Origin of the sequence: Paenibacillus sp. FSL R10-2778 (genome assembly GCF_038593035.1) — a bacterium.
GTDB lineage: Bacteria > Bacillota > Bacilli > Paenibacillales > Paenibacillaceae > Paenibacillus_AQ > Paenibacillus_AQ odorifer.
Genome location: NZ_CP151956.1, coordinates 4,908,710 through 4,926,917 on the forward strand (window position 1 = coordinate 4,908,710; position 18,208 = coordinate 4,926,917).

Consider the following 18,208-nt stretch of genomic DNA (forward strand, 5'->3'; position numbering starts at 1 on the left):
CCCTCTTTTTCTATTCGTACAGTGCATCCCTTAACCGAGTTGACATCGTGGAAGCCTGTCCAGTTTTCAGTATTGCTCGACGCAGTGCTTTATTACTCCGATTCAATTCCACCAAATCCGCCATCATTTCTTCCAGCAAGCTTTCAGTGTCACTGGATAAATCTCCATTCTGCTGCAAAAGAGCTAACCGTTCCTTATATTCGTCTAATCTTTCAGTCACACTTATTACTTCCTTTCCCATCTCTTATTACCTCTTATCATACCACATCCAATCAATCGCAATGTTTTCACTGGATACATCCGATCCGAATATGATACTCTAATATGGTCGCATTTTTAAGATATGATCATTGTTTTTACGAAAGGATAGATGGAAGTGGCACAATTGTTTTTCAAATACGGAGCAATGAACAGTGGTAAATCTATTGAGATACTCAAGGTTGCACATAATTATGAAGAGCAGGGGAAATCGGTGCTCATTTTCACTCCATCCATAGACGACCGGGACGAGGTTGGTTTTATTTCTTCTCGTATTGGGCTTCGGAAACAAGCAATCCCCATCGATGAGAACACAGATATTTATAATATCGTCAGCAGTAACCAACCTAAACCACACTGTGTACTTATTGATGAATGTCAATTTCTAAGCAAGGAATGTATTCTCCAGCTAGTGCGTATCGTTGATGAGCTGGGCATTCCGGTAATGGCCTTCGGACTTAAAAATGATTTTCAGAATCAGTTATTTGAAGGCAGCAAATATATGCTGATCTACGCTGATAAAATTGAGGAAATGAAGACGATCTGCTGGTTCTGCGAGCGCAAAGCTACTATGGCTCTACGAGTAGAAAACGGCAAGCCCGTATATAGCGGCAAGCAAATCCAGATTGGTGGCAATGAAGCTTACTATCCGGTATGCCGTAAATGTCACAAGAATCCACCGCTATAGCCGTGTATAAAAAGCATCCCAAAGCCATAAAGGCTATTGGAATGCTTTTTTGATTAAGAAGATATTACCCTAAATATCTTTCTTTAAGAATATTCAAATGATGATGGTCATGTCCAATCATAATGCATGCCTGAGCTCTCGCAGAAAGAGTAGCCTCGTTAACTATTCCCTTCCTGATCCATGCTTCCTCCGGCAGAGTTTCCATTAGGAGTAATGTCGATTCTCGAACAAGCTTGTAGTGGGCCAGCAATGCTTTTAAAGTGTGCGCTTCGAAATTGGCGGTAAGTACATAGTCTTTCTCTTCAAAACCCGGCAGTGGAGTCGTATCCCCTCTGGCGATGCACAATAAACGGTAGGACATGATTCTTCCGGTATCAGCCAGATGTCCGACCATTTCCTTGATACTCCATTTCTCCGGAGCGTAACGATAGTCCCCTTGTTCTTCCGTAAGATTCGAAATAAAAGTGCAAATCTCATCCGTCTGCTCTCTAAAAATAGTAATGATGTCTCCTTCAGCTGGCACTAAATAGACATATTTTGATAATTCTTTGAGATACTCACTGCTTTCTGGACGTCGATCCATGTCTAAACCCCTCTCATTTTGAATTTTTTTGAAAAAATAGGAGGAAAATTATACTGTAGTTGTTGTATTTTAGCTCATTTTATACGATACTTGCAATAATAGGGTTAGTTAAACTAGAAGTCATCGGGAGTGTCGGCATGCTAGATTTTATTCTTTTTATGATATTTTCAATACTAGAGACTTATGCAATGTTTTTTCTGGCTTTCAAAATCTTCAAAATTGATTTATATCATAAAGAGATGGTGTTTGCTAGTTTTATTATGGGCTTTTGTTCTTATACAATTAGGATCAACTATGGGATGTTTCCATTAGATATTTTCTCACAATATGCACTAATGTTTTGTTTTATGTGGATGTTATTCCGGATTCATCCCTTCTACGCTTCTATATTAACCGGGATGACCTATCAAGCATACTTGGTGATTCAGACCAGTCTTATGTATCTATTAAACTCTGTAATCATCATGCCTCTAAATATCTTGAATCCGATTACCAAAAACATGATTACAATGCAGGTTTTATCAGCATTAACCGCGATTCTCATTGGTAAGTATGTAGGTCATAAACGTATTGGATATGACTTTGTACCTGATAAACCCGATGTAAAAATTAAACCAACGACTAATGAAAAAATATTATTCGCTCTTAATCTTCCTACAATAATTGTCGTTACTTCACTCAACTACTTTTTTGAATCTCGTTTCTTTTTCATAATCCCATTTCTCTATGGAATACTATTATGGGGATATCTATATTTCTCATACAAAAAGGACAGAAATAATTATGAATCATTTATCTCTTAAAATTGTTGAGTTCATTAAGAAAAGTAATCCAGAGCAAACGCATTCTATTGAAATCATGCATTATGCCCTTAGCATTATTATGAATACTTTATTAATTATTATGACTTCGTTATGCATTGGCGGGCTCACTGGACAGCTAAAGGAAACATTCTTAGCCTTATTCAGCTTCATACTCCTAAGAATGTCATCTGGTGGTGTGCATTTAAAATCCGCAAGAGCCTGCAATATTGTATCTATCTTTATCTGTTCACTTATCCCTCATATTACCTATCTAATACATAACTATTTGATTTGGATTAATCTTTTTTCTTTACTTGTAATGATCTTATGTGCTCCGAATCCTGATGCTAATGCTCAAATCCCCAAAGAATGGTATTTGGGTTTAAAGATCATTTCCATAATTCTGGTTTCTTTGAATTTTTGGATCCATTCGTCTGTCATTGGATTGGCATTTTTAGTTCAATCCTTTACAGTTATAATCCCATTACAAAGGAGGTCAATCAGATGAAAAAAACCTTAGCTCGTTATGCTTCTAACCTACTGGGTACTTCTGCTCAAGTTTTTACAAAAATTCTAAAACCAGCAGCTTACAGCCCTGAAATTCCAAAAGAACTGCGCAAGTAATTAAACAAGGATGGGGAAAAGATGCGTGTCTTACAGAAAGACGGTTCCTCTAGTGATATTCTAGAGGAAGATATATTGTATTTCTCGAATTATAAAAATACAATATTCGTCCATACGAAAGAAGGCGAATTTATTCTCCCCACCACGCTTTCCGATCTTTCCGTAGCGTATGAGGGTAAGGGATTCGAACGCCTTGACCGCAGCAATGTCGTCAATATCAACAACATAGAAGGCTATGATCCCGGGCGGAAGATTGTATGCTTTAATCAAGGTACGCAGTTCACTACTGTTTCGGAATCCAATGAACCTCGCCTTAAGAAGTATCTTGCTTCACAAAAGAAAAAACCGTCAGAATAAAATTGAGTTTTTTAATAATCCCGGCATGTTCACGCATGCCGGGATTATTTTATTAAAAATTGAAACTTTTTAGCATTTTCCTCAAATTCGCACATTATGCCATAATAATCCTCAAATGTAAAGATAAATTCGTAGGATGAATGACAGGAGACGGATTCTATTCCAAATGATACCATATAGATAAACCTATAATAAAAACAATTAATGATGGAGGATCATAATGAATTACTATTTTCATCCCTCTCCACGGCCCTCATCTCTGGAATCTATATCTGACGAGGATTTACTAAGAATCTATGAGCTAGCGATTGATGCCCATGCGTTACCGGATTTCATTGAAATTATTAAAGAGATCATGAGAAGTAGAAATCTCATAGATTCTGAAAATATATAACATCCCCTTCCCCATTAAATTCACACTGACGCATGGTACACATTTTTCTTCAGCTTCAACCAACAATAAGCTCCTTAGGTCGCCTTAAGTCAACTACATTAACATAAAAAAGGTAGAGCCTCCGCGGCCCTACCTTTTTTATATGCACATATGATGGTTAATCTGAGATAAAAATAATGCTCTATTCTGTAATTTCTGTTTTGAAAACATTTTCCAATTTGCCGCCGAGTCTTTTCTTCAAGGGAACTTTGATATCTCTGCCCAATTCTTTAAAGAAAGTTTCAACATCACATTTCACATTTTTTGCAGTTGCGATTACCGCACCATCACCAACAATGTTTTGATTCGCTTCAAGAGGAACATCAACTTCGATGTCATACTTTTTGGATAATGTCTTGATGTAACGTGCGAAGATCTCCAGCAATTCCTCGTTATTAAAATTCTCTATAGCGACTTTGCCCTTGCTGGTAAACTTCATGTTAATTTTCATTATTAATATCCCCTTTTCTGTCAAACCATTTTTAGTTGTTAGTTTATGGATCAAGATGAATAGATGGCTGCAAGAAAGGGCAACATTCATTCATTTTTGAGATCATTAGCAAAAGGCATACATTATTTATAAGCACCCTTTATTTGTTGTACTTTAAACTGAGTAAATTCTTTAAGTGCTTGTATGACCTGATCCTGTTCCTCTTCCTTCAGTTCATAAACGCACTCCCGTAGCCACTCGCCAAATAGAAAGGCTTGACGCCCTTTACGGGGGCTCTTTCTTAAGGAGTCGAGGTTACCCTCAAACTTATCGTTCAGGACATCGGTCAGATTGTATTTCTCAATCTTCTCTATTACCATTCCTGCCCCATATTCCGTTTCGTAAACTATAACTTCATTCGAATCAAAGGAAACGTACGATGTTTCTTTCCCTTCCTTCGCTCTGAATTCCTTAAGCTTGTTAAAGGCTGTCTCGTAGATGTAATCTTGAGACTGTTTGAGCTGTGGCAGCTCATATCCTTGCTTCAAGGTCTTGATATATTCAATATCTGGCATATAATCTGCCAAATGGTACATCCGATTCTTCAGATCCGTTCCAAGCGCTTCAATGATCTTGTCCAGATTGTCTTTAAGCGGAATGCTCTCTCCACGTTCGATTTTGCTAAGCTGTGAGTAACTTATACCGCTCTTTTCTTCCAGTCCTCTTAAGGTTAACCCTCTCGTCTTTCTGATGTGCCGAATGAAATTACCCAGCTCATCGGGATAGTTCTCAAAATCATTCATGGGAGTCACCTCCCTACTATCATAACACAACATAACAATTTGTGTTGGCTAATAACAATTATTCCTTGTTTTTACTTGCCTCTGAAGAGTAATTTCCAGTATTACGCGCCCAATATAACCCTATCTTTACAAAATACAGGAAAAAGACTCAGCGCTCGTCTGTAAGGATTTGGAATATGCTCGTTACTCACCTCAGTTTTACTTTCTGCTTAAGCCCCATCCATCTTCTTGGTCTTACCTTCCGCTTTCTGCTCACTTTACACACTTTACTCGCCTAGCTCACCTTAATCACCTGACTCACTTTACTCACTTTACTCACTTTACTCACTTTACTCACTTTACTCACCTAACTCACTTGGCTCACCTTAATCACTTGACTCACCTGACTCACCTGACTCACCTGACTCACCTTAATCACCTTAATCACCTTAATCACCTTAATCACCTTAATCACTTTACTCACCTAACTCACTCAATTCTACCTCATAGGACCGAGGAGACCTTATTAAGCTGATTTCAGCCATTCTGCTCATCTATCGGACTCAGATGCAGCTATTCATTAAAATATATTACGATTCCGGGCAAAAGTATGACAATAAGAGCTATGGAGTCCGAAAAGTTGGAACAATGGACCAAAAAGTTAAAATAGCGGCAATACAGTCCGTTACGATCCCAAACCATCGAGGCTATCTGTTAAAACAAACTTTCTTGATAAAAGTAGCTCGTCCGAGCCGAACTTACCAAGTGTGCATCGCTGTTGGCGTACTTTAGCTTTAGCGTTCCTCAGCGAGCGTGTCTTAGGTTTAGCCGTACCTCAGCGAGTGTACTTTAGCTTTAGCCTGCCTCAGCGAGCGTGCCTTAGCTTTAGCCGTTCCTCAGCGAGCGTACTTTAGCCTGCCTCAGCGAGCGTGCCTTAACTTTCCGTTCTCCATTTTCCCTTCTCCAATTCTTTGTGTCTCACCACCTGTTTTTACTTTTACTCCGCTTTCCCCCTCTGTGTGTTCATGCGTGCGTACCCTGCACATATCCAACTAATCGAATTATCAAAAAAACAGCCAGTCCCCATCAACCTGAGACTGGCCACAATCATTACTCCATAACACTCAGCAGGTTGAGGATCATCTGTGCACTTTCAGCACGTGTTCCGTTTTGGTTCGGTGCAAATTGTCCTTCAGCCCGTCCTTGCATCAAACCAAGTCTGTACACTTCGCTGATTGCCTCTTGAGCCCACTGTGGAGCGTAACCAATATCGTTGAATGCCGAAATGTTACGGCTAGCTACAGATACATTACTCTTCGCGTAAGCATATGCACGAGCCAGCATTACAGCCATCTCCTGGCGGGAGATTTTCGCCTCCGGTTCAAACTGTGAAGCAGTCTGGCCGTTAATCACTCCAGCTTGTTTGGCTAACCCTACTGCTTCTGCATACCATTTATCTGCAGGTACATCAGCGAAAGCAGGTTCCGCTTGACCTTTCAAGCCAAGCGCACGAACTAACATCGCTGTGAACTCCGCCCGTGTAACCGCACGGTTCGGATCAAATCGGTCCGTAGCAACACCTTGTACAAGTTGTTTTGCCGCAAGCTGCTTCACAGCAAGGTAAGCCCAGTGATCGGACTTCAAATCTTTAAATGTTTTATCAACTTCTAAAACAACGTATTTACTAAAATGACTGACGGCAGCAGATAGATAACCATTCGTCCATGTACTGCTCATATACTCTAATTTACCCACGTCTTCGATAAAATAAATACCGAATAAGCTTCGATCTACATCTGCACCGACCTTATATGAAATCATAATCGGCTCTGCAAACTGTCTTAACGAGAAGGACTGATCATTTTGTGTGAATATGCTAAGCGACCATTCCCGCAGATCACTTTTCGCCCGCAATTGTGCACCCGCAAGTGTACTTGCACGAGTCAACAGGTCCACTGCTGTATTATCAGCTACAGGTTTCAGCCGTAGCGAAATCGTACTCTTGGCAAGAGCCTCAGCTGAGATTAGCTTACTTAGTTCTGCCAGTACTGTAACAGGAATCGTAACGGATAAATCCTGCATAACCACTCTAAGCGGTGCGCGTCCAAGCAGCTCTGCTGCATTGCCTGGCAGAAGTAATTCCGTAATCGCCCCATTAACAGAAACCACAACTTCACCTTGAGCATTCTTGCTCTCTGACAGTTGAGAAGCCGTTATGGTGACTACGCCCGTTTGTGCTGATGCCGACGGAGTTGGTGTAGCGGTTGGCGTTGGTGTCACCGCAGGTCCCGGCTCCCAAACATCTGGCGTTGATGTTGGCTCTGGACTTGGTGTTGGTGTTGGTGTTGGTGTTGGTGTTGGTGTTGGTGTTGGTGTTGGTGTTGGTGTCGGTGTTGGTGTCGGCTCTGGGCTTGGTGTCGTACCCGGCGAGCCCTCAGTCACTATCAGAATATATTCAGTGCTCAAACCGTTATAAACAGCGCTGACTTTTGTTGTACCAGCACTCAATGCATGAAGTTCTCCAGCTTCACTAATCATTGCAATGGAATGATCGGATGTATCAAAGATTACTCCCTCGAACACTTCTTGCTTACTGCCGTCACTATATACCGCCTGAACAACAACGGAGCCTTTACTTCCTTGTTCCAGCGAATCCGGCCCTTCCATCGTTATTTCTGTAAGAATAGGTGCTTCATCATTTGTTACGACAAGGTTATACTCCGAGGCGAACTCCCTATAGGTTACTGAGATCACAGTGGAGCCTTCCTGATGAGCCTCAACTAAACCCTGATCATTGATCGTAGCAATATGCTCATTCGAGCTGGAATAATGAAGTCCATCTAATATTGCGGTACGTTTTCCAGATGCGTAGACAGCTTCTGTTACAGATTGGTCGACTTCTTCCGGTTTAAGCTGTCTCTTTCCCTGAAGCTTAATTGCTTGCAGCCTATCTACAGTTATCGTACTTTCGGCAAAAATATTCGGGTAACCTGCCACTGTGACTCTTATCTTAGCTGTCCCTGGCTTCAATGCAGTAACCAAGCCATTTTCATTTACAGTAACAACTGATTCTGCCGGATCAGGAACGATGGACCAAAGCTTTGTCAGATGATTAGCCTCTTCCGGCCCCACCTTAGCTTGCAATTGCAGGCTAGCCCCAGGCTCAAGCTCTACAGCATTTTGATCCAGCGTAATGGATTCCGGAACCAATTTGCCGATTACTAAACGGTCAATCTCAACCCCGTCTACTGTTCTTGCGGTAACCGTAATCTCGTTCTTCTCAATCTCAACAGCCGTATAGATTTGCTCATCTTCGTCATATATTTTTTCCTGCCAAAAACGTGGTGTCAGCGCATAGAACTTAGGACCCGAGGAACCGCCGATAACATACCGAGTGCCTTCGCCTTCTGCAACCTGTTTACCCTCCTTCATCGGAAAAGTCCGCAAATAGATATGATCATGACCGTTCATGACCAAATCTACGTTGTGCTTATCAAAGACCGGAACCCACTTCGCTTGTACCTGCTCATTCGAATAGATGCTGCCGTACGGTCCTTGATGGAAAAAAATCACCTTCCACTTTTTATCTGTAGCGGAAAGATCCTGATCCAACCACTCGGCCTGTTCAGTGAACGGACTACCTGAATGCTCTGTATTCATAACCACAAAGTGCGTATCCTTAATATCAAAAGAATAATTCGTACCTTTTACGCTCGCCGCACCGTTTTGCGGGTTATTGAATTGCGCCAGATAATCCCCATCTCCATTGGTTCCCATCACTTCATGGTTCCCGATAATCGGAACAAGTGTGGTATTCATCAGCTGCTTTTGAGCTGCATCAAACCACCAGTTCCACTGCTCTTGTTCAAAGCCCTTATCCACCATATCTCCAGCATGAACCAGCATTTCCGCATCCGGCATATACGCGTAAGCCGCTTCAATCGTATCTCCCCAAAGACCAAAACCAGCCTTAGAATCTGCTTGGGAATCTCCGATAAACAGGAATTTTGTAGAAGTGTCCTCACCACCACTTGTAACAAAAGCTCCTTGCTCACTTACATTTGACTCGCCATCACCCGCACGATATACATATTCCGTTCCGGGGGTAAGCGCAGTGGCCTCCGCTTTATGAACTCGCATCGTTCCGTCATTGTTGGTGTTGTAAATTGAACTGCTGCCGGTAATTTTTATTACATTCGCAGCTTGAAAGCTTGTAAACTCCGCTTTTTTCACAAGTTCTACTACAGTATCCATGGTCAACGGTTCTGTCTGCCAAGTAAACTGGCGAGAAGTTGCTGCATCTTGGCCCATCGTAACATTAACATTACGCGGAGCTGTAGTAGCGTCATATGGAGCAACCTTGAACGTCATTACAGGACTATAGGTATTTCCTTTTACCGCCTGCAATTTAAAAGTTCCTTCTGCTGAAGTGACAAAGTCAGTAGTTAGTGTTCCACTTGCCCCTGAAGCAACACCTTGTACCTCCACTCCATCGAACAGCAGCTTTGCTCCTTCAACGACACTTCCATTCAGATCTTTTACCGCAAAAGATGCATCAAAGCCCTTCGCAAGATCATAATGGTTCCAAGTGAGCATCAACTGTGTCTTCACAACAGATTCAACAGCTGCTCCAATAAAAGAAATAGGAACCCCAGTACCCTCTGTAGAAGTTACCGATCCGGATGTATTTTCAATTACAAAAGCTTTGCTAATATCTCCAGCCAACTGCTCCTGAGTGTAGGGACCCACAAAATCATTTCGAACTGTATATTGAATTTGCCCGATGAGATCCGTATCTCCCAGATTGGAAGAATTGATATTCGTTAAGTTAAGACGCACAGTGCCCAATGCCGGATCAATGATGGACTCCACTTGCGTTTCTGATACCTTATTCCCCCGAATTACCTGCAAATCTTTAACTGCAGCCGGATTAAAAGCAAACGTAAGATGTCCTTCCTTCAGCTTGCTCGCTTTCTCTGCCGTTACGTCCAAAGTGTAAGTGTTGCCGGCATATACTACTTCTGGTGTTTTGTACACATAGAACGGAGAGCCCAAATTTACTGTAAAATACCATTCTTTTATCGTCTGGTTACCGCTTAAATCGCGAATGGCAACTTTTACTTTATGACGGCCTTCTGTCAGTGGAACCTTTGGTTTATAAGTAATCTGACCTTTTGGAGGATAAAAGCCATGCTCCACTAATTGATCGTCCACATATACTCGTATTTTGTCAGGATCGATTAAGGTCGTTCCCGGATGCACCACTGGATCATAACCATCATCCTCACCATTGACGGAAAGGGTCGGTGTAGCTGTTTTGACAATTTCGTTCACGCCAGGATATGCATCTTTAAGAATAGGAGGTATTCTGTCCTCCTCTAGCGGGCCATAAATGGCACGAATATCATCAACGTAAATAGCTCCCGCACTCTTATTAAGATTGCTTGTCTCCATATAGCGGACAGGCATATCCATCGTTAACGGGGTGGTTTTCCCCTTAGGAACGGATACTTCGACGTATTTCCACCCCGTCCAGTTCACACCATTTACCTGATCAGTAAAATCCACAGGCACTGCCGCATTATTGCCATCCCGAATCTGTCCCCGCAGCCAGTGCTTTTTGCCATCTCCGTAGATCCACATACTGATCTTTTCAGGATACCCCGGAATCTGAATCCGATTGGCGGTTGAGCTTGCGGCTAAATAAGCACCGGATGTGCCTGTTTTATTAACAAAATCATATTCCAGCTTCAAGGCTTTGTCCCCGTTGCGGACAAAATCCAGATCCGACACTTCCTGAATCGCCACGCTGTTAGCTGCTGCACTAGAGGCTATATATTTATCAATGCCATTCTCAAAATCCTCCAGCATTACAGGCGGTAACCCCACATTTACTTCAAAAGAGGTCTCAACGTCCCTGTATTTAGCATAAATCTTTCCGTTTTTCCCGTTCTCACTCGTCGCCTGAAACAGACCCTTCTCGTCCACGGTTCCGATCTCGCCCTCAACCCGCCATTCGAAGCTAGGGTTGTCAGCTTGAATCACTTGTCCATTACGTAGCGCCTTCACAGTTAATTGTGCAGCAGCACCTGAAGAATAAGTTTTGATCTCATCAGGAAACCTAAGCTCTGTAAGCTTATCTACAACCTCAATTTCAGCACTGCCTTTGACTGCGCCAGCCTCTACAATTACAGTTCCTGTGCCGGCAGTGATTCCTCCGGTGAAGACTCCGTTCGCATCGACAGTACCAAGGTTAGCGTCCACCTGCCAATTCAGCGTACCCGAATAAGGCGCCGGATGACCGTTCTCGTCCACTCCTGCCGCTTTGAATATAAAGCTGGAGCCTTGCAAAATACGTTCCGTATTCGGCTGCACAACCAGCTTAGAAGCCGAAGGTTGCTCAGGGGCTGTATTGACAAGCAATAAACCGTTACCAGTTTTACGCTCGTAACCATCTGAGCCCTGATTCATCATTCGGACACCAGATGTACCCGGCATTCTGGCCACAAAAGTAGAAGAACCGCCACCATCCAGATTCATGGCGTTCACTACGCCCATACCCTTCAGAATGTTGCCAAGCTCATCGGTATCTACGCCCTCACTAAAATCTGGAGATCTTCCATCCACTTCGAATAGAACGAGACTTCCGTCCGCTTTTGTCCCAATGGCTGTCCGCGGATGAATTCCTAAAGGCCCTACACCTTGTTGAACTACTCCGTCTTTTACCAGCGGCCCTTCGCCGCCAATGGCTACCTTCACATCATTCCATTCTCCGCTGAGCGCAAAGCTGGCAGTAACGTTATCGCCAACCGATAACCCTTGCAGAACAGCACTGGACGTACCCTGGGCAGATAAAACCACTTTTCCTTGGGAAAGCGGCGTATTGCCTTGATTGTTGCGGATTTCAGATACCTTCAGCTTCAAGGTCTGGCTGCTTTTCACTTCTCCCTCGACAATATCTAGAACAACCTCGTCACCCTCATTGGTTGACTTTGTAGTTGTATTATAATCTTCCGTATAAAGAACCAGCTCATTTGTATTTCGGTATCGGTTGATGCTAGTCAGATTGGTTGTTTTTCCATTTATCGTCACGTTTTTGGTCAGCTTCGGCACCCCATAAATCGAGCTGCCATCTTCTTTTAAACCGAAAGTAAAAGCTGAAATCGAACTGTTCAGGATTACACCCTCATCCATAAATAACCCATTAGGAACACCCGTAGCAAAACCGGAGATTTCATAGAAATCACCATTGATTCCTGCGATCACTCGGTTTCTAGGTGAATCCGCATACGTGGCCATTTCTGTAACGCCCTTCATACCGTATACCTTTCCATCCTTCGTTCCTGCCCGCAGCTCCAAATTTCCTTGTTGCGGGTTGAACTCCACTGCATGTATCTTTTGTAAACCACGTTCATTCTGGAGATCCATCCAGGTATACATCGCCCCAGTTGCAAGCTCTGTTTGGCGAACATCAATAACGGTTCCGTAGTCTGTTGCTGGTAAATCAGAGATGGAAGCGTGAACAATTGCCCCCGGTTGTAACAACGAAATCAACAAAACAAAGATAACAACAACATTAATTTGCCTTAGATACCTTCTCACTGTGTTGACATCCTCCCCACTTGGCTGTCCTAATATCGATCTGAGCTTGGACAACATCATAGGGTTAATATTAACTAGGAAGCGTAAAGGTTAGATAAAATTTACCAAGGCATACTGTTAACTTCGTCTAATCATTTCATCAAATTCATGCTTTAGCCTGTTGATAAATCTTCGGGCGGTCTGGGAGGTCTGTTTTGAAGCAGAGACAATAGCTCCTGAATATTTCGCACGGGTATCTGGTGATCGTAACTCGATGGTTTTCATGAAGGCAGAAGTCATCTCTGATATTTTAAGAAACGAATAATCCAGACCAATTGTGATGGCCAGTCCTTCTGCAACTGCATTCTCAATCGCCCGTGTGTTGTTACTTACAAAAAGCAAATTGATCGGCCCATAGCCAGATAAATATCGCTCTACATAGTCCTTAATGTAAGGATCATCGTATAAAACTAACGTCTGCCCCACTAACTGATCCGGTGTAAGGATTGAATTCAGGGCTAGCGGTGACTGTGGATGTACACCAACTACAATTTTTCCTTCCATTAACCGTTCAAACTTAACCCCCTTATATGTGTCAGGCATTCCCTCCGGTGAGACCATAAGTCCAATGTCCATTTCATCCTGAAGTACATTATCCAGAATTTCTTTGGGTCCTTTTTCAAAAATCTCTATTTTCACATTTGGAAAATCTGCCTTAAAACTAGAAATTACCTTCACCATCAGATGCATGGGTCCAGGTATCGTAGCAATTTTCAAATGACCACTTAACGTATCGCTGTAAATCTGTGCTTCTTCTTTTAATTCATTTACTTTCATCAGGACTTCATTTGCTTTGCTAATAATGGCATTTCCTTCTGCTGTGGGAACCGCTTTTTGCCCGCGCGAACGGATGAACAAAGTAACTCCCAGCTCAGCCTCCAGCATGGTAATGGACTGACTCATTGCGGATAGAGTGATATGACGATTCTGAGCTGCTTTGGTTAAAGAACCAATCTTTGCGACTTCTACAATATTCTCGCATTGCTCCAAATTCATTTGAATCACCCCTTAAGTTAATCTTTACTTAATAACTATTAAATTTACTTAAATTTTAATTAATTTAGACAAGTGTTACAATGTAAATAAGTTAGTAAGTAACCATTTTTACTATATCAACTTTCATTTCTAGTATAACTATATTTCTTGAGGAGGAAACTCAAATGACAGACAAAAGAGTAGCCGTAATAACAGGTGGAGCCAGTGGAATCGGGAAACAAACCGCCATTAAATTTGCAAGTAAAGGTGATCAAGTTGTCGTTGCCGATTTCAATCAACAATTAGGTGAAGAAACGGTAGCACAAATTATTAAAGAGGGTGGCGAAGCAATTTTCGTCAAAACAGATGTTTCCAAATATGAAGATGTCGAAGCGCTGGTTCAAAAAACTGTAGATACTTATGGAAGAATTGACGTTATGTTCAACAATGCCGGGATCGGCCGCGTCACTCCTGTACTAGACCAAGACCTTAAGGATTATCACAGTGTCATTAATGTCAATCAGCATGGTGTAGCCCATGGGATTATCGCTGCTGGTAAAAAAATGCGTGAGCTCGGCATCAAAGGTGTGATCATCAATACAGCTTCTGTATTTGGATTCCTAGCTTCCCCAGGTACATTCGCATATCACGCTTCCAAAGGTGCGGTCATTATGATGACTAAATCCGCAGCACTTGAACTTTCGGTTCATGGCATCCGCGTGCTTGCCGTTGCTCCAGGCGCTGTAGATACGCCAATTATCCAAGGATATAAAGATCAAGGAATGGTTGACCAAATGAAGAGCAAAGTAATGGGTAACAAACTAACATTACCTGAACAAGTTGCAGACACTGTATACTTGCTCTCCTTACCAGAAGCTAGTGCAATTAACGGTAGTGTTGTAATGGCTGATGAAGGTTATGCTTCATTTAAATAAAGTTTAGGGTGAAAAAAATCCAAGGCTTCCCTCGAGGGAGGTCCTTGGATTTTTTTAAAGTATTCAATAGATACACCCTACTCCCAAGTCCTCTGTTCATTAATCTTCAGCTTACGTTTAAACGCCTGCTCCAGATCAATACCAAGTTTATTGGCCAGATCAAAAATATTCCACACCACATCGTACATCTCGTATCCCAAGTTTTCTTTCCGCTCCGCATCTGGATGAAAAGATACCGACAAAACCTCTTTGGATAACTCCCCAACCTCAGTCATTAAGTACAGCATTCTCTGCTCAATGGTGCTGGTATCAAACCCTTTGATTTCACTGAACTCCTTAACATACTGTTGAAACTCTGCTGCATTCATTTCCTTACGCCTCGCTTTTTGGTATAAAGTTATGTAAAGTAATTATTCCTGCGTATTTACCAATTATCATCCTTTTGATCTAAGAATACAAACTCTCCAAGACTTTGCTGTTTATTAGACAAGAATGCTCTCACAATGCCATAAAAAAGAAGCGATTCCTCATTTATCGAAGAATCGCTTCTTTGCATTTTGCTCACTATAGTGATCCCTCAATAGCCAACTCGGTACAATCTGAATAGATCCACTCCGATGATCACCTTATTTACCAGCCCCTACTTCAGCCACTCTACGATTCTGGAAATGACGGATATCCGGACGCTCCAATCCTAGATGTTCACGAAGGGTACTCCCCGTATACTCAGTACGGAACAAGCCGCGTGCTTGCAAGATGGGCACAACATGATCCACGAATTCATCCAAGTTGCCCGGCAGTACTGGTGGCATAATATTAAATCCATCGCAGCCGTACTCTTCGAACCACAATTGCATTAAATCTGCCAATTGTTCATAGGTTCCAACAAACTGCATATGTCCTCGTGCACCAAGCAAACGGCGGCCTAATTCTAATATCGATAATTTGTCCTTACGAGCCATATCCATAATCAGCTGAACCCGGCTTTTCATTCCATTTGATGCTTCTACTGGATCAGGAATCTCAGGCAGCTGTCCATCTACTGGGTATTCGGACAGGTCAAACCTCAACATGCCAGACAACATACCAACAACAGCGGCAGGAGGAATCAACTCCTGCAGTTCTTTATATTTACTTTGGGCTTCCTCTTCGGTCGCTCCAATGATCGGAGATAAGCCCGGCATAATTTTTAAGCTACCACGTTCACGGCCATAATCTGCTAATTTGGAATTGACGCTTTCATAGAAGGCCTTAGCCGCTTCAAGCGACTGCTGTGCCGTAAAGATCACCTCTCCAAAACTAGCTGCAAAATCTTGTCCTGGACCAGAAGATCCGGCTTGAATAAGTACAGGATACCCTTGAGGTGAGCGAGGAACATTGAGGGTTCCTTTTGTAGAATACCACTCCCCTTTGTATTCCACTTCTTTGATCTTCTTCGCGTCAGCAAATTGTCCCTCTTCGCGGTTGACGATTAAAGAGTCATCCTCCCAGCTGTCCCAGAGAAGCGTTGCCACCTCAACAAATTCACGTGCCATTTTATACCGAAGTCCGTGCTCTGGATGCTCCGGCTTCCCATAGTTATAAGCTTCCACATCAAGCTGAGAGGTGACAATATTCCAACCCGCTCGGCCTTCACTAATATGATCTAAAGAAGCAAATTTGCGAGCCACATTATAAGGTTCGTTATACGTGGTCGATACGGTAGCCGTTAATCCGAGTTTTTCTGTTTCTGTCGAAAGGGCTGACAACAGCGTCAATGGGTCCAGCATACCCGAAGCTGCTTGATCCGCACCCATCACATACAACAAATCCGCCAAAAACATCATATCGAACTTCCCACGCTCGGCGGTTTTTGCCAATTCGCGATAAAATTTATAATTGAAGATCTTATCCGCTCCCGATTCCGGATGACGCCAGCCATAATGATGATGTCCTGAATAATAAATAAATGCACCTAAATGTAGCTGATCTTTTCTGGTTCCCATAATGACCCTGCCTTTCGAATTCTAGAGTTCGTTAACCTTTGAATGTATCACGCCAATGCAGCCATCTTCTCTCCAGCAATCGAATTGCGGAATCCGAAAGTTTTCCTATCACTGCAAAGATTGAAATTCCAACGAATACTATATCTGTTTGCGAATAAGCTCTGGCATCCTGAATCATATAGCCTATCCCCGCACTTGTTCCCATCATCTCCGCTACGACGAGTACAAGCCACGATGCACCAAGTGATAAGCGAATACCAAGTAGAATATTAGGCATTGCAGCCGGAATAATCATTTTGCTAAGCAGCTGCCATCTTGTATATTGGAAAATACGCGATACTTCAACAAGCTTGATATCAACATTACGAATTCCTAGGAAAGTGTTCAGATAAACTGGAAAAAAAGCACCTAATGAAATCATTAGTATTTTAGAAAATTCACCTACACCAAACCACAAAATGAATAACGGAATAAGGGCAAGTAATGGAATCGTTCGAAGCATCTGTAAAGATGGATCCAGTGTACGCTCTACCAACTTCCCAAGTCCTGTAGATAAGCCAAGCAGCAGTCCAGTAGCAGATCCCAATAAAAAGCCAAGCCCTGCCCGATAGGCGCTAATCCCCAGATGTCGAAACAGCTCACCGCTAGCTATTAAAGAAAAGAACTGCGCAATAATGGTAGATGGAGCAGGCAATGTCGTCGCAGAGACTAGATGGAGCGCAGCTGCCACTTCCCAAATCACCACTAGAGCTAGAGGTACAATCCAACCATGCAGTTTTTTTGGAATCCAGCTTAAACCATCATCATGACGCTCTATTTTATTACTGGATAGGTGATTGCTCATGATCCTTTATCTCCTCTATAACTGTCCTGCCATCTTAGCAATCTCGATTCCAACAGCTTCACTAATGAATCTGACAGTTTACCTACTACAGCAAACACGATGATCCCAACAAATACCACTGTGGTCAAAGAAAACGATCGCGCGTCATTGATTAGATAGCCAACACCTGAGCTAGAGCCCATCATCTCCGCTACGACAAGTCCAAGCCAAGCTATGCCCACAGACAAACGGATACCTAAAAAGATGTTGGGCAGTGAGGCTGGAATTATTAACTTACTCACCATCTGCCATTTACTGAATTGCAGTACTCTCCCAACATCAAACAACTTGTTGTCCACCGAACGGATTCCTAGAAATGTGTTCACGTATAATGGGAAAAATGAACCTTTGGCAATCAACAATATTTTTGAGGTTTCACCGAATCCGAACCACAAAATAAATAGTGGAGCGATTGCTAAATGGGGCAGCGTGCGCAGCATTTGCAGCGACGGATCCAGCAAACGTTCTGTTTTGTATGAGAAGCCTACCCACAAACCAGCCGCTAAGCCAAGCCCTCCCCCAATTAAGAAACCAAGCAGTGCCCGCCAAGCGGATATGCCTAAATGTTTCGCCAACTCACCGGACGCGGTCAAGCTAACCAGTTCCCGCCATATTTCACTTGGCCTTGGCAGCAATATAGGATTTAACTTTCCCATCGCTCCGGCTATCTCCCAAATCAGGAGTAAAGCAATTGGTAAGATAAGTCCAAGCAATACATTCGTCGTTTGGATGGAAAGTCCGCGCTTCTTTACTGGATTCTTCTTATGAATTAGTGGCGAAATCACAGCTTTTTCAGCACTGAATTGCATGTAAACAACCTCTTTTCTACAT

15 protein-coding genes are annotated in these 18,208 nt (G+C 42.6%); 5 read left to right on the forward strand and 10 right to left on the reverse strand.

Going from position 1 to position 18,208, the window contains the following annotated elements:
* Positions 1-10: 10 nt before the first annotated feature.
* The gene (locus NST40_RS22190) at positions 11-241 is read right to left on the reverse strand and encodes a hypothetical protein (protein WP_036676022.1); all 231 of its coding nucleotides are present in this window, start codon (positions 239-241) and stop codon (positions 11-13) included.
* Between the two features lie 135 nt (positions 242-376).
* Between NST40_RS22190 and NST40_RS22195 the strand changes: the two genes are divergently transcribed.
* A complete protein-coding gene (locus tag NST40_RS22195; RefSeq protein ID WP_036676019.1) occupies positions 377-946 on the forward strand; it encodes a thymidine kinase in 570 nt (189 codons plus the stop codon).
* A gap of 64 nt (positions 947-1,010) precedes the next feature.
* Here NST40_RS22195 and NST40_RS22200 read toward each other — a convergent pair whose 3' ends face one another.
* On the reverse strand, positions 1,011-1,529 hold the full coding sequence (locus tag NST40_RS22200) for a DinB family protein (protein WP_076277663.1): 519 nt from the start codon (positions 1,527-1,529) through the stop codon (positions 1,011-1,013).
* 137 nt (positions 1,530-1,666) lie between these two features.
* Between NST40_RS22200 and NST40_RS22205 the strand changes: the two genes are divergently transcribed.
* The 3 genes from NST40_RS22205 to NST40_RS22215 all read left to right on the forward strand — a co-directional run bounded on the left by NST40_RS22205 (position 1,667) and on the right by NST40_RS22215 (position 3,313).
* Positions 1,667-2,332 (forward strand): hypothetical protein, encoded by a 666-nt coding sequence (locus NST40_RS22205; RefSeq protein ID WP_179087045.1) that lies wholly within the window; start codon positions 1,667-1,669, stop codon positions 2,330-2,332.
* Between the two features lie 504 nt (positions 2,333-2,836).
* Positions 2,837-2,956 (forward strand): cyclic lactone autoinducer peptide, encoded by a 120-nt coding sequence (locus NST40_RS22210; RefSeq protein ID WP_139329854.1) that lies wholly within the window; start codon positions 2,837-2,839, stop codon positions 2,954-2,956.
* Positions 2,957-2,977: 21 nt separating this feature from the next.
* A complete protein-coding gene (locus NST40_RS22215; protein ID WP_036676016.1) occupies positions 2,978-3,313 on the forward strand; it encodes a LytTR family DNA-binding domain-containing protein in 336 nt (111 codons plus the stop codon).
* Positions 3,314-3,888: 575 nt separating this feature from the next.
* On the opposite strand, the gene NST40_RS22220 is transcribed toward NST40_RS22215, so the two are convergent.
* The 4 genes from NST40_RS22220 to NST40_RS22235 all read right to left on the reverse strand — a co-directional run bounded on the left by NST40_RS22220 (position 3,889) and on the right by NST40_RS22235 (position 13,595).
* Entirely contained in the window at positions 3,889-4,197 is a 309-nt protein-coding gene (locus NST40_RS22220; RefSeq protein WP_036676014.1) for a hypothetical protein, read from the reverse strand.
* A gap of 122 nt (positions 4,198-4,319) precedes the next feature.
* Positions 4,320-4,979 carry a helix-turn-helix transcriptional regulator gene (locus NST40_RS22225; RefSeq protein WP_036676012.1) on the reverse strand — a complete coding sequence of 220 codons (660 nt, stop codon included), beginning with the start codon at positions 4,977-4,979 and terminating at the stop codon, positions 4,320-4,322.
* A gap of 1,089 nt (positions 4,980-6,068) precedes the next feature.
* The gene (locus NST40_RS22230) at positions 6,069-12,560 is read right to left on the reverse strand and encodes a phosphodiester glycosidase family protein (RefSeq protein ID WP_342410001.1); all 6,492 of its coding nucleotides are present in this window, start codon (positions 12,558-12,560) and stop codon (positions 6,069-6,071) included.
* 117 nt (positions 12,561-12,677) lie between these two features.
* On the reverse strand, positions 12,678-13,595 hold the full coding sequence (locus NST40_RS22235; RefSeq protein WP_076220765.1) for a LysR family transcriptional regulator: 918 nt from the start codon (positions 13,593-13,595) through the stop codon (positions 12,678-12,680).
* Positions 13,596-13,759: 164 nt separating this feature from the next.
* Here NST40_RS22235 and NST40_RS22240 point away from each other — a divergent pair, with 164 nt between their 5' ends.
* Positions 13,760-14,509 (forward strand): SDR family oxidoreductase, encoded by a 750-nt coding sequence (locus NST40_RS22240; protein ID WP_076129478.1) that lies wholly within the window; start codon positions 13,760-13,762, stop codon positions 14,507-14,509.
* Positions 14,510-14,586: 77 nt separating this feature from the next.
* Here the strand turns inward: NST40_RS22240 and NST40_RS22245 are convergent, their stop codons facing one another.
* The 4 genes from NST40_RS22245 to NST40_RS22260 form a co-directional block, all read right to left on the reverse strand.
* Positions 14,587-14,877: a MazG nucleotide pyrophosphohydrolase domain-containing protein gene (locus NST40_RS22245; RefSeq protein WP_076220766.1), complete on the reverse strand. Its 291-nt coding sequence runs from the start codon at positions 14,875-14,877 to the stop codon at positions 14,587-14,589.
* Positions 14,878-15,135: 258 nt separating this feature from the next.
* Positions 15,136-16,494: an LLM class flavin-dependent oxidoreductase gene (locus tag NST40_RS22250; protein ID WP_076277666.1), complete on the reverse strand. Its 1,359-nt coding sequence runs from the start codon at positions 16,492-16,494 to the stop codon at positions 15,136-15,138.
* A 31-nt stretch (positions 16,495-16,525) separates the two neighbouring features.
* A complete protein-coding gene (locus tag NST40_RS22255) occupies positions 16,526-17,338 on the reverse strand; it encodes an ABC transporter permease (protein WP_076129474.1) in 813 nt (270 codons plus the stop codon).
* Positions 17,335-18,186, reverse strand: a complete 852-nt coding sequence (locus NST40_RS22260) for an ABC transporter permease (RefSeq protein ID WP_076129473.1) — start codon at positions 18,184-18,186, stop codon at positions 17,335-17,337. The genes NST40_RS22255 and NST40_RS22260 overlap by 4 nt, the downstream gene beginning before the upstream one ends.
* Between the last annotated feature and the right edge of the window lie 22 nt (positions 18,187-18,208).

What these genes read in the sequence shown, in the direction of transcription:
- NST40_RS22200 (WP_076277663.1), bottom strand. Translation starts at nt 1,529, where the DNA reads ATGGATCGACGTCCAGAAAGCAGTGAGTATCTCAAAGAATTATCAAAA.
- NST40_RS22220 (WP_036676014.1), bottom strand. Translation starts at nt 4,197, where the DNA reads ATGAAAATTAACATGAAGTTTACCAGCAAGGGCAAAGTCGCTATAGAG.
- NST40_RS22245 (WP_076220766.1), bottom strand. Translation starts at nt 14,877, where the DNA reads ATGAATGCAGCAGAGTTTCAACAGTATGTTAAGGAGTTCAGTGAAATC.
- NST40_RS22215 (WP_036676016.1), top strand. Translation starts at nt 2,978, where the DNA reads ATGCGTGTCTTACAGAAAGACGGTTCCTCTAGTGATATTCTAGAGGAA.
- NST40_RS22250 (WP_076277666.1), bottom strand. Translation starts at nt 16,494, where the DNA reads ATGGGAACCAGAAAAGATCAGCTACATTTAGGTGCATTTATTTATTAT.
- NST40_RS22210 (WP_139329854.1), top strand. Translation starts at nt 2,837, where the DNA reads ATGAAAAAAACCTTAGCTCGTTATGCTTCTAACCTACTGGGTACTTCT.
- NST40_RS22190 (WP_036676022.1), bottom strand. Translation starts at nt 241, where the DNA reads ATGGGAAAGGAAGTAATAAGTGTGACTGAAAGATTAGACGAATATAAG.
- NST40_RS22235 (WP_076220765.1), bottom strand. Translation starts at nt 13,595, where the DNA reads ATGAATTTGGAGCAATGCGAGAATATTGTAGAAGTCGCAAAGATTGGT.
- NST40_RS22240 (WP_076129478.1), top strand. Translation starts at nt 13,760, where the DNA reads ATGACAGACAAAAGAGTAGCCGTAATAACAGGTGGAGCCAGTGGAATC.
- NST40_RS22260 (WP_076129473.1), bottom strand. Translation starts at nt 18,186, where the DNA reads ATGCAATTCAGTGCTGAAAAAGCTGTGATTTCGCCACTAATTCATAAG.
- NST40_RS22225 (WP_036676012.1), bottom strand. Translation starts at nt 4,979, where the DNA reads ATGAATGATTTTGAGAACTATCCCGATGAGCTGGGTAATTTCATTCGG.
- NST40_RS22205 (WP_179087045.1), top strand. Translation starts at nt 1,667, where the DNA reads ATGCTAGATTTTATTCTTTTTATGATATTTTCAATACTAGAGACTTAT.
- NST40_RS22255 (WP_076129474.1), bottom strand. Translation starts at nt 17,338, where the DNA reads ATGAGCAATCACCTATCCAGTAATAAAATAGAGCGTCATGATGATGGT.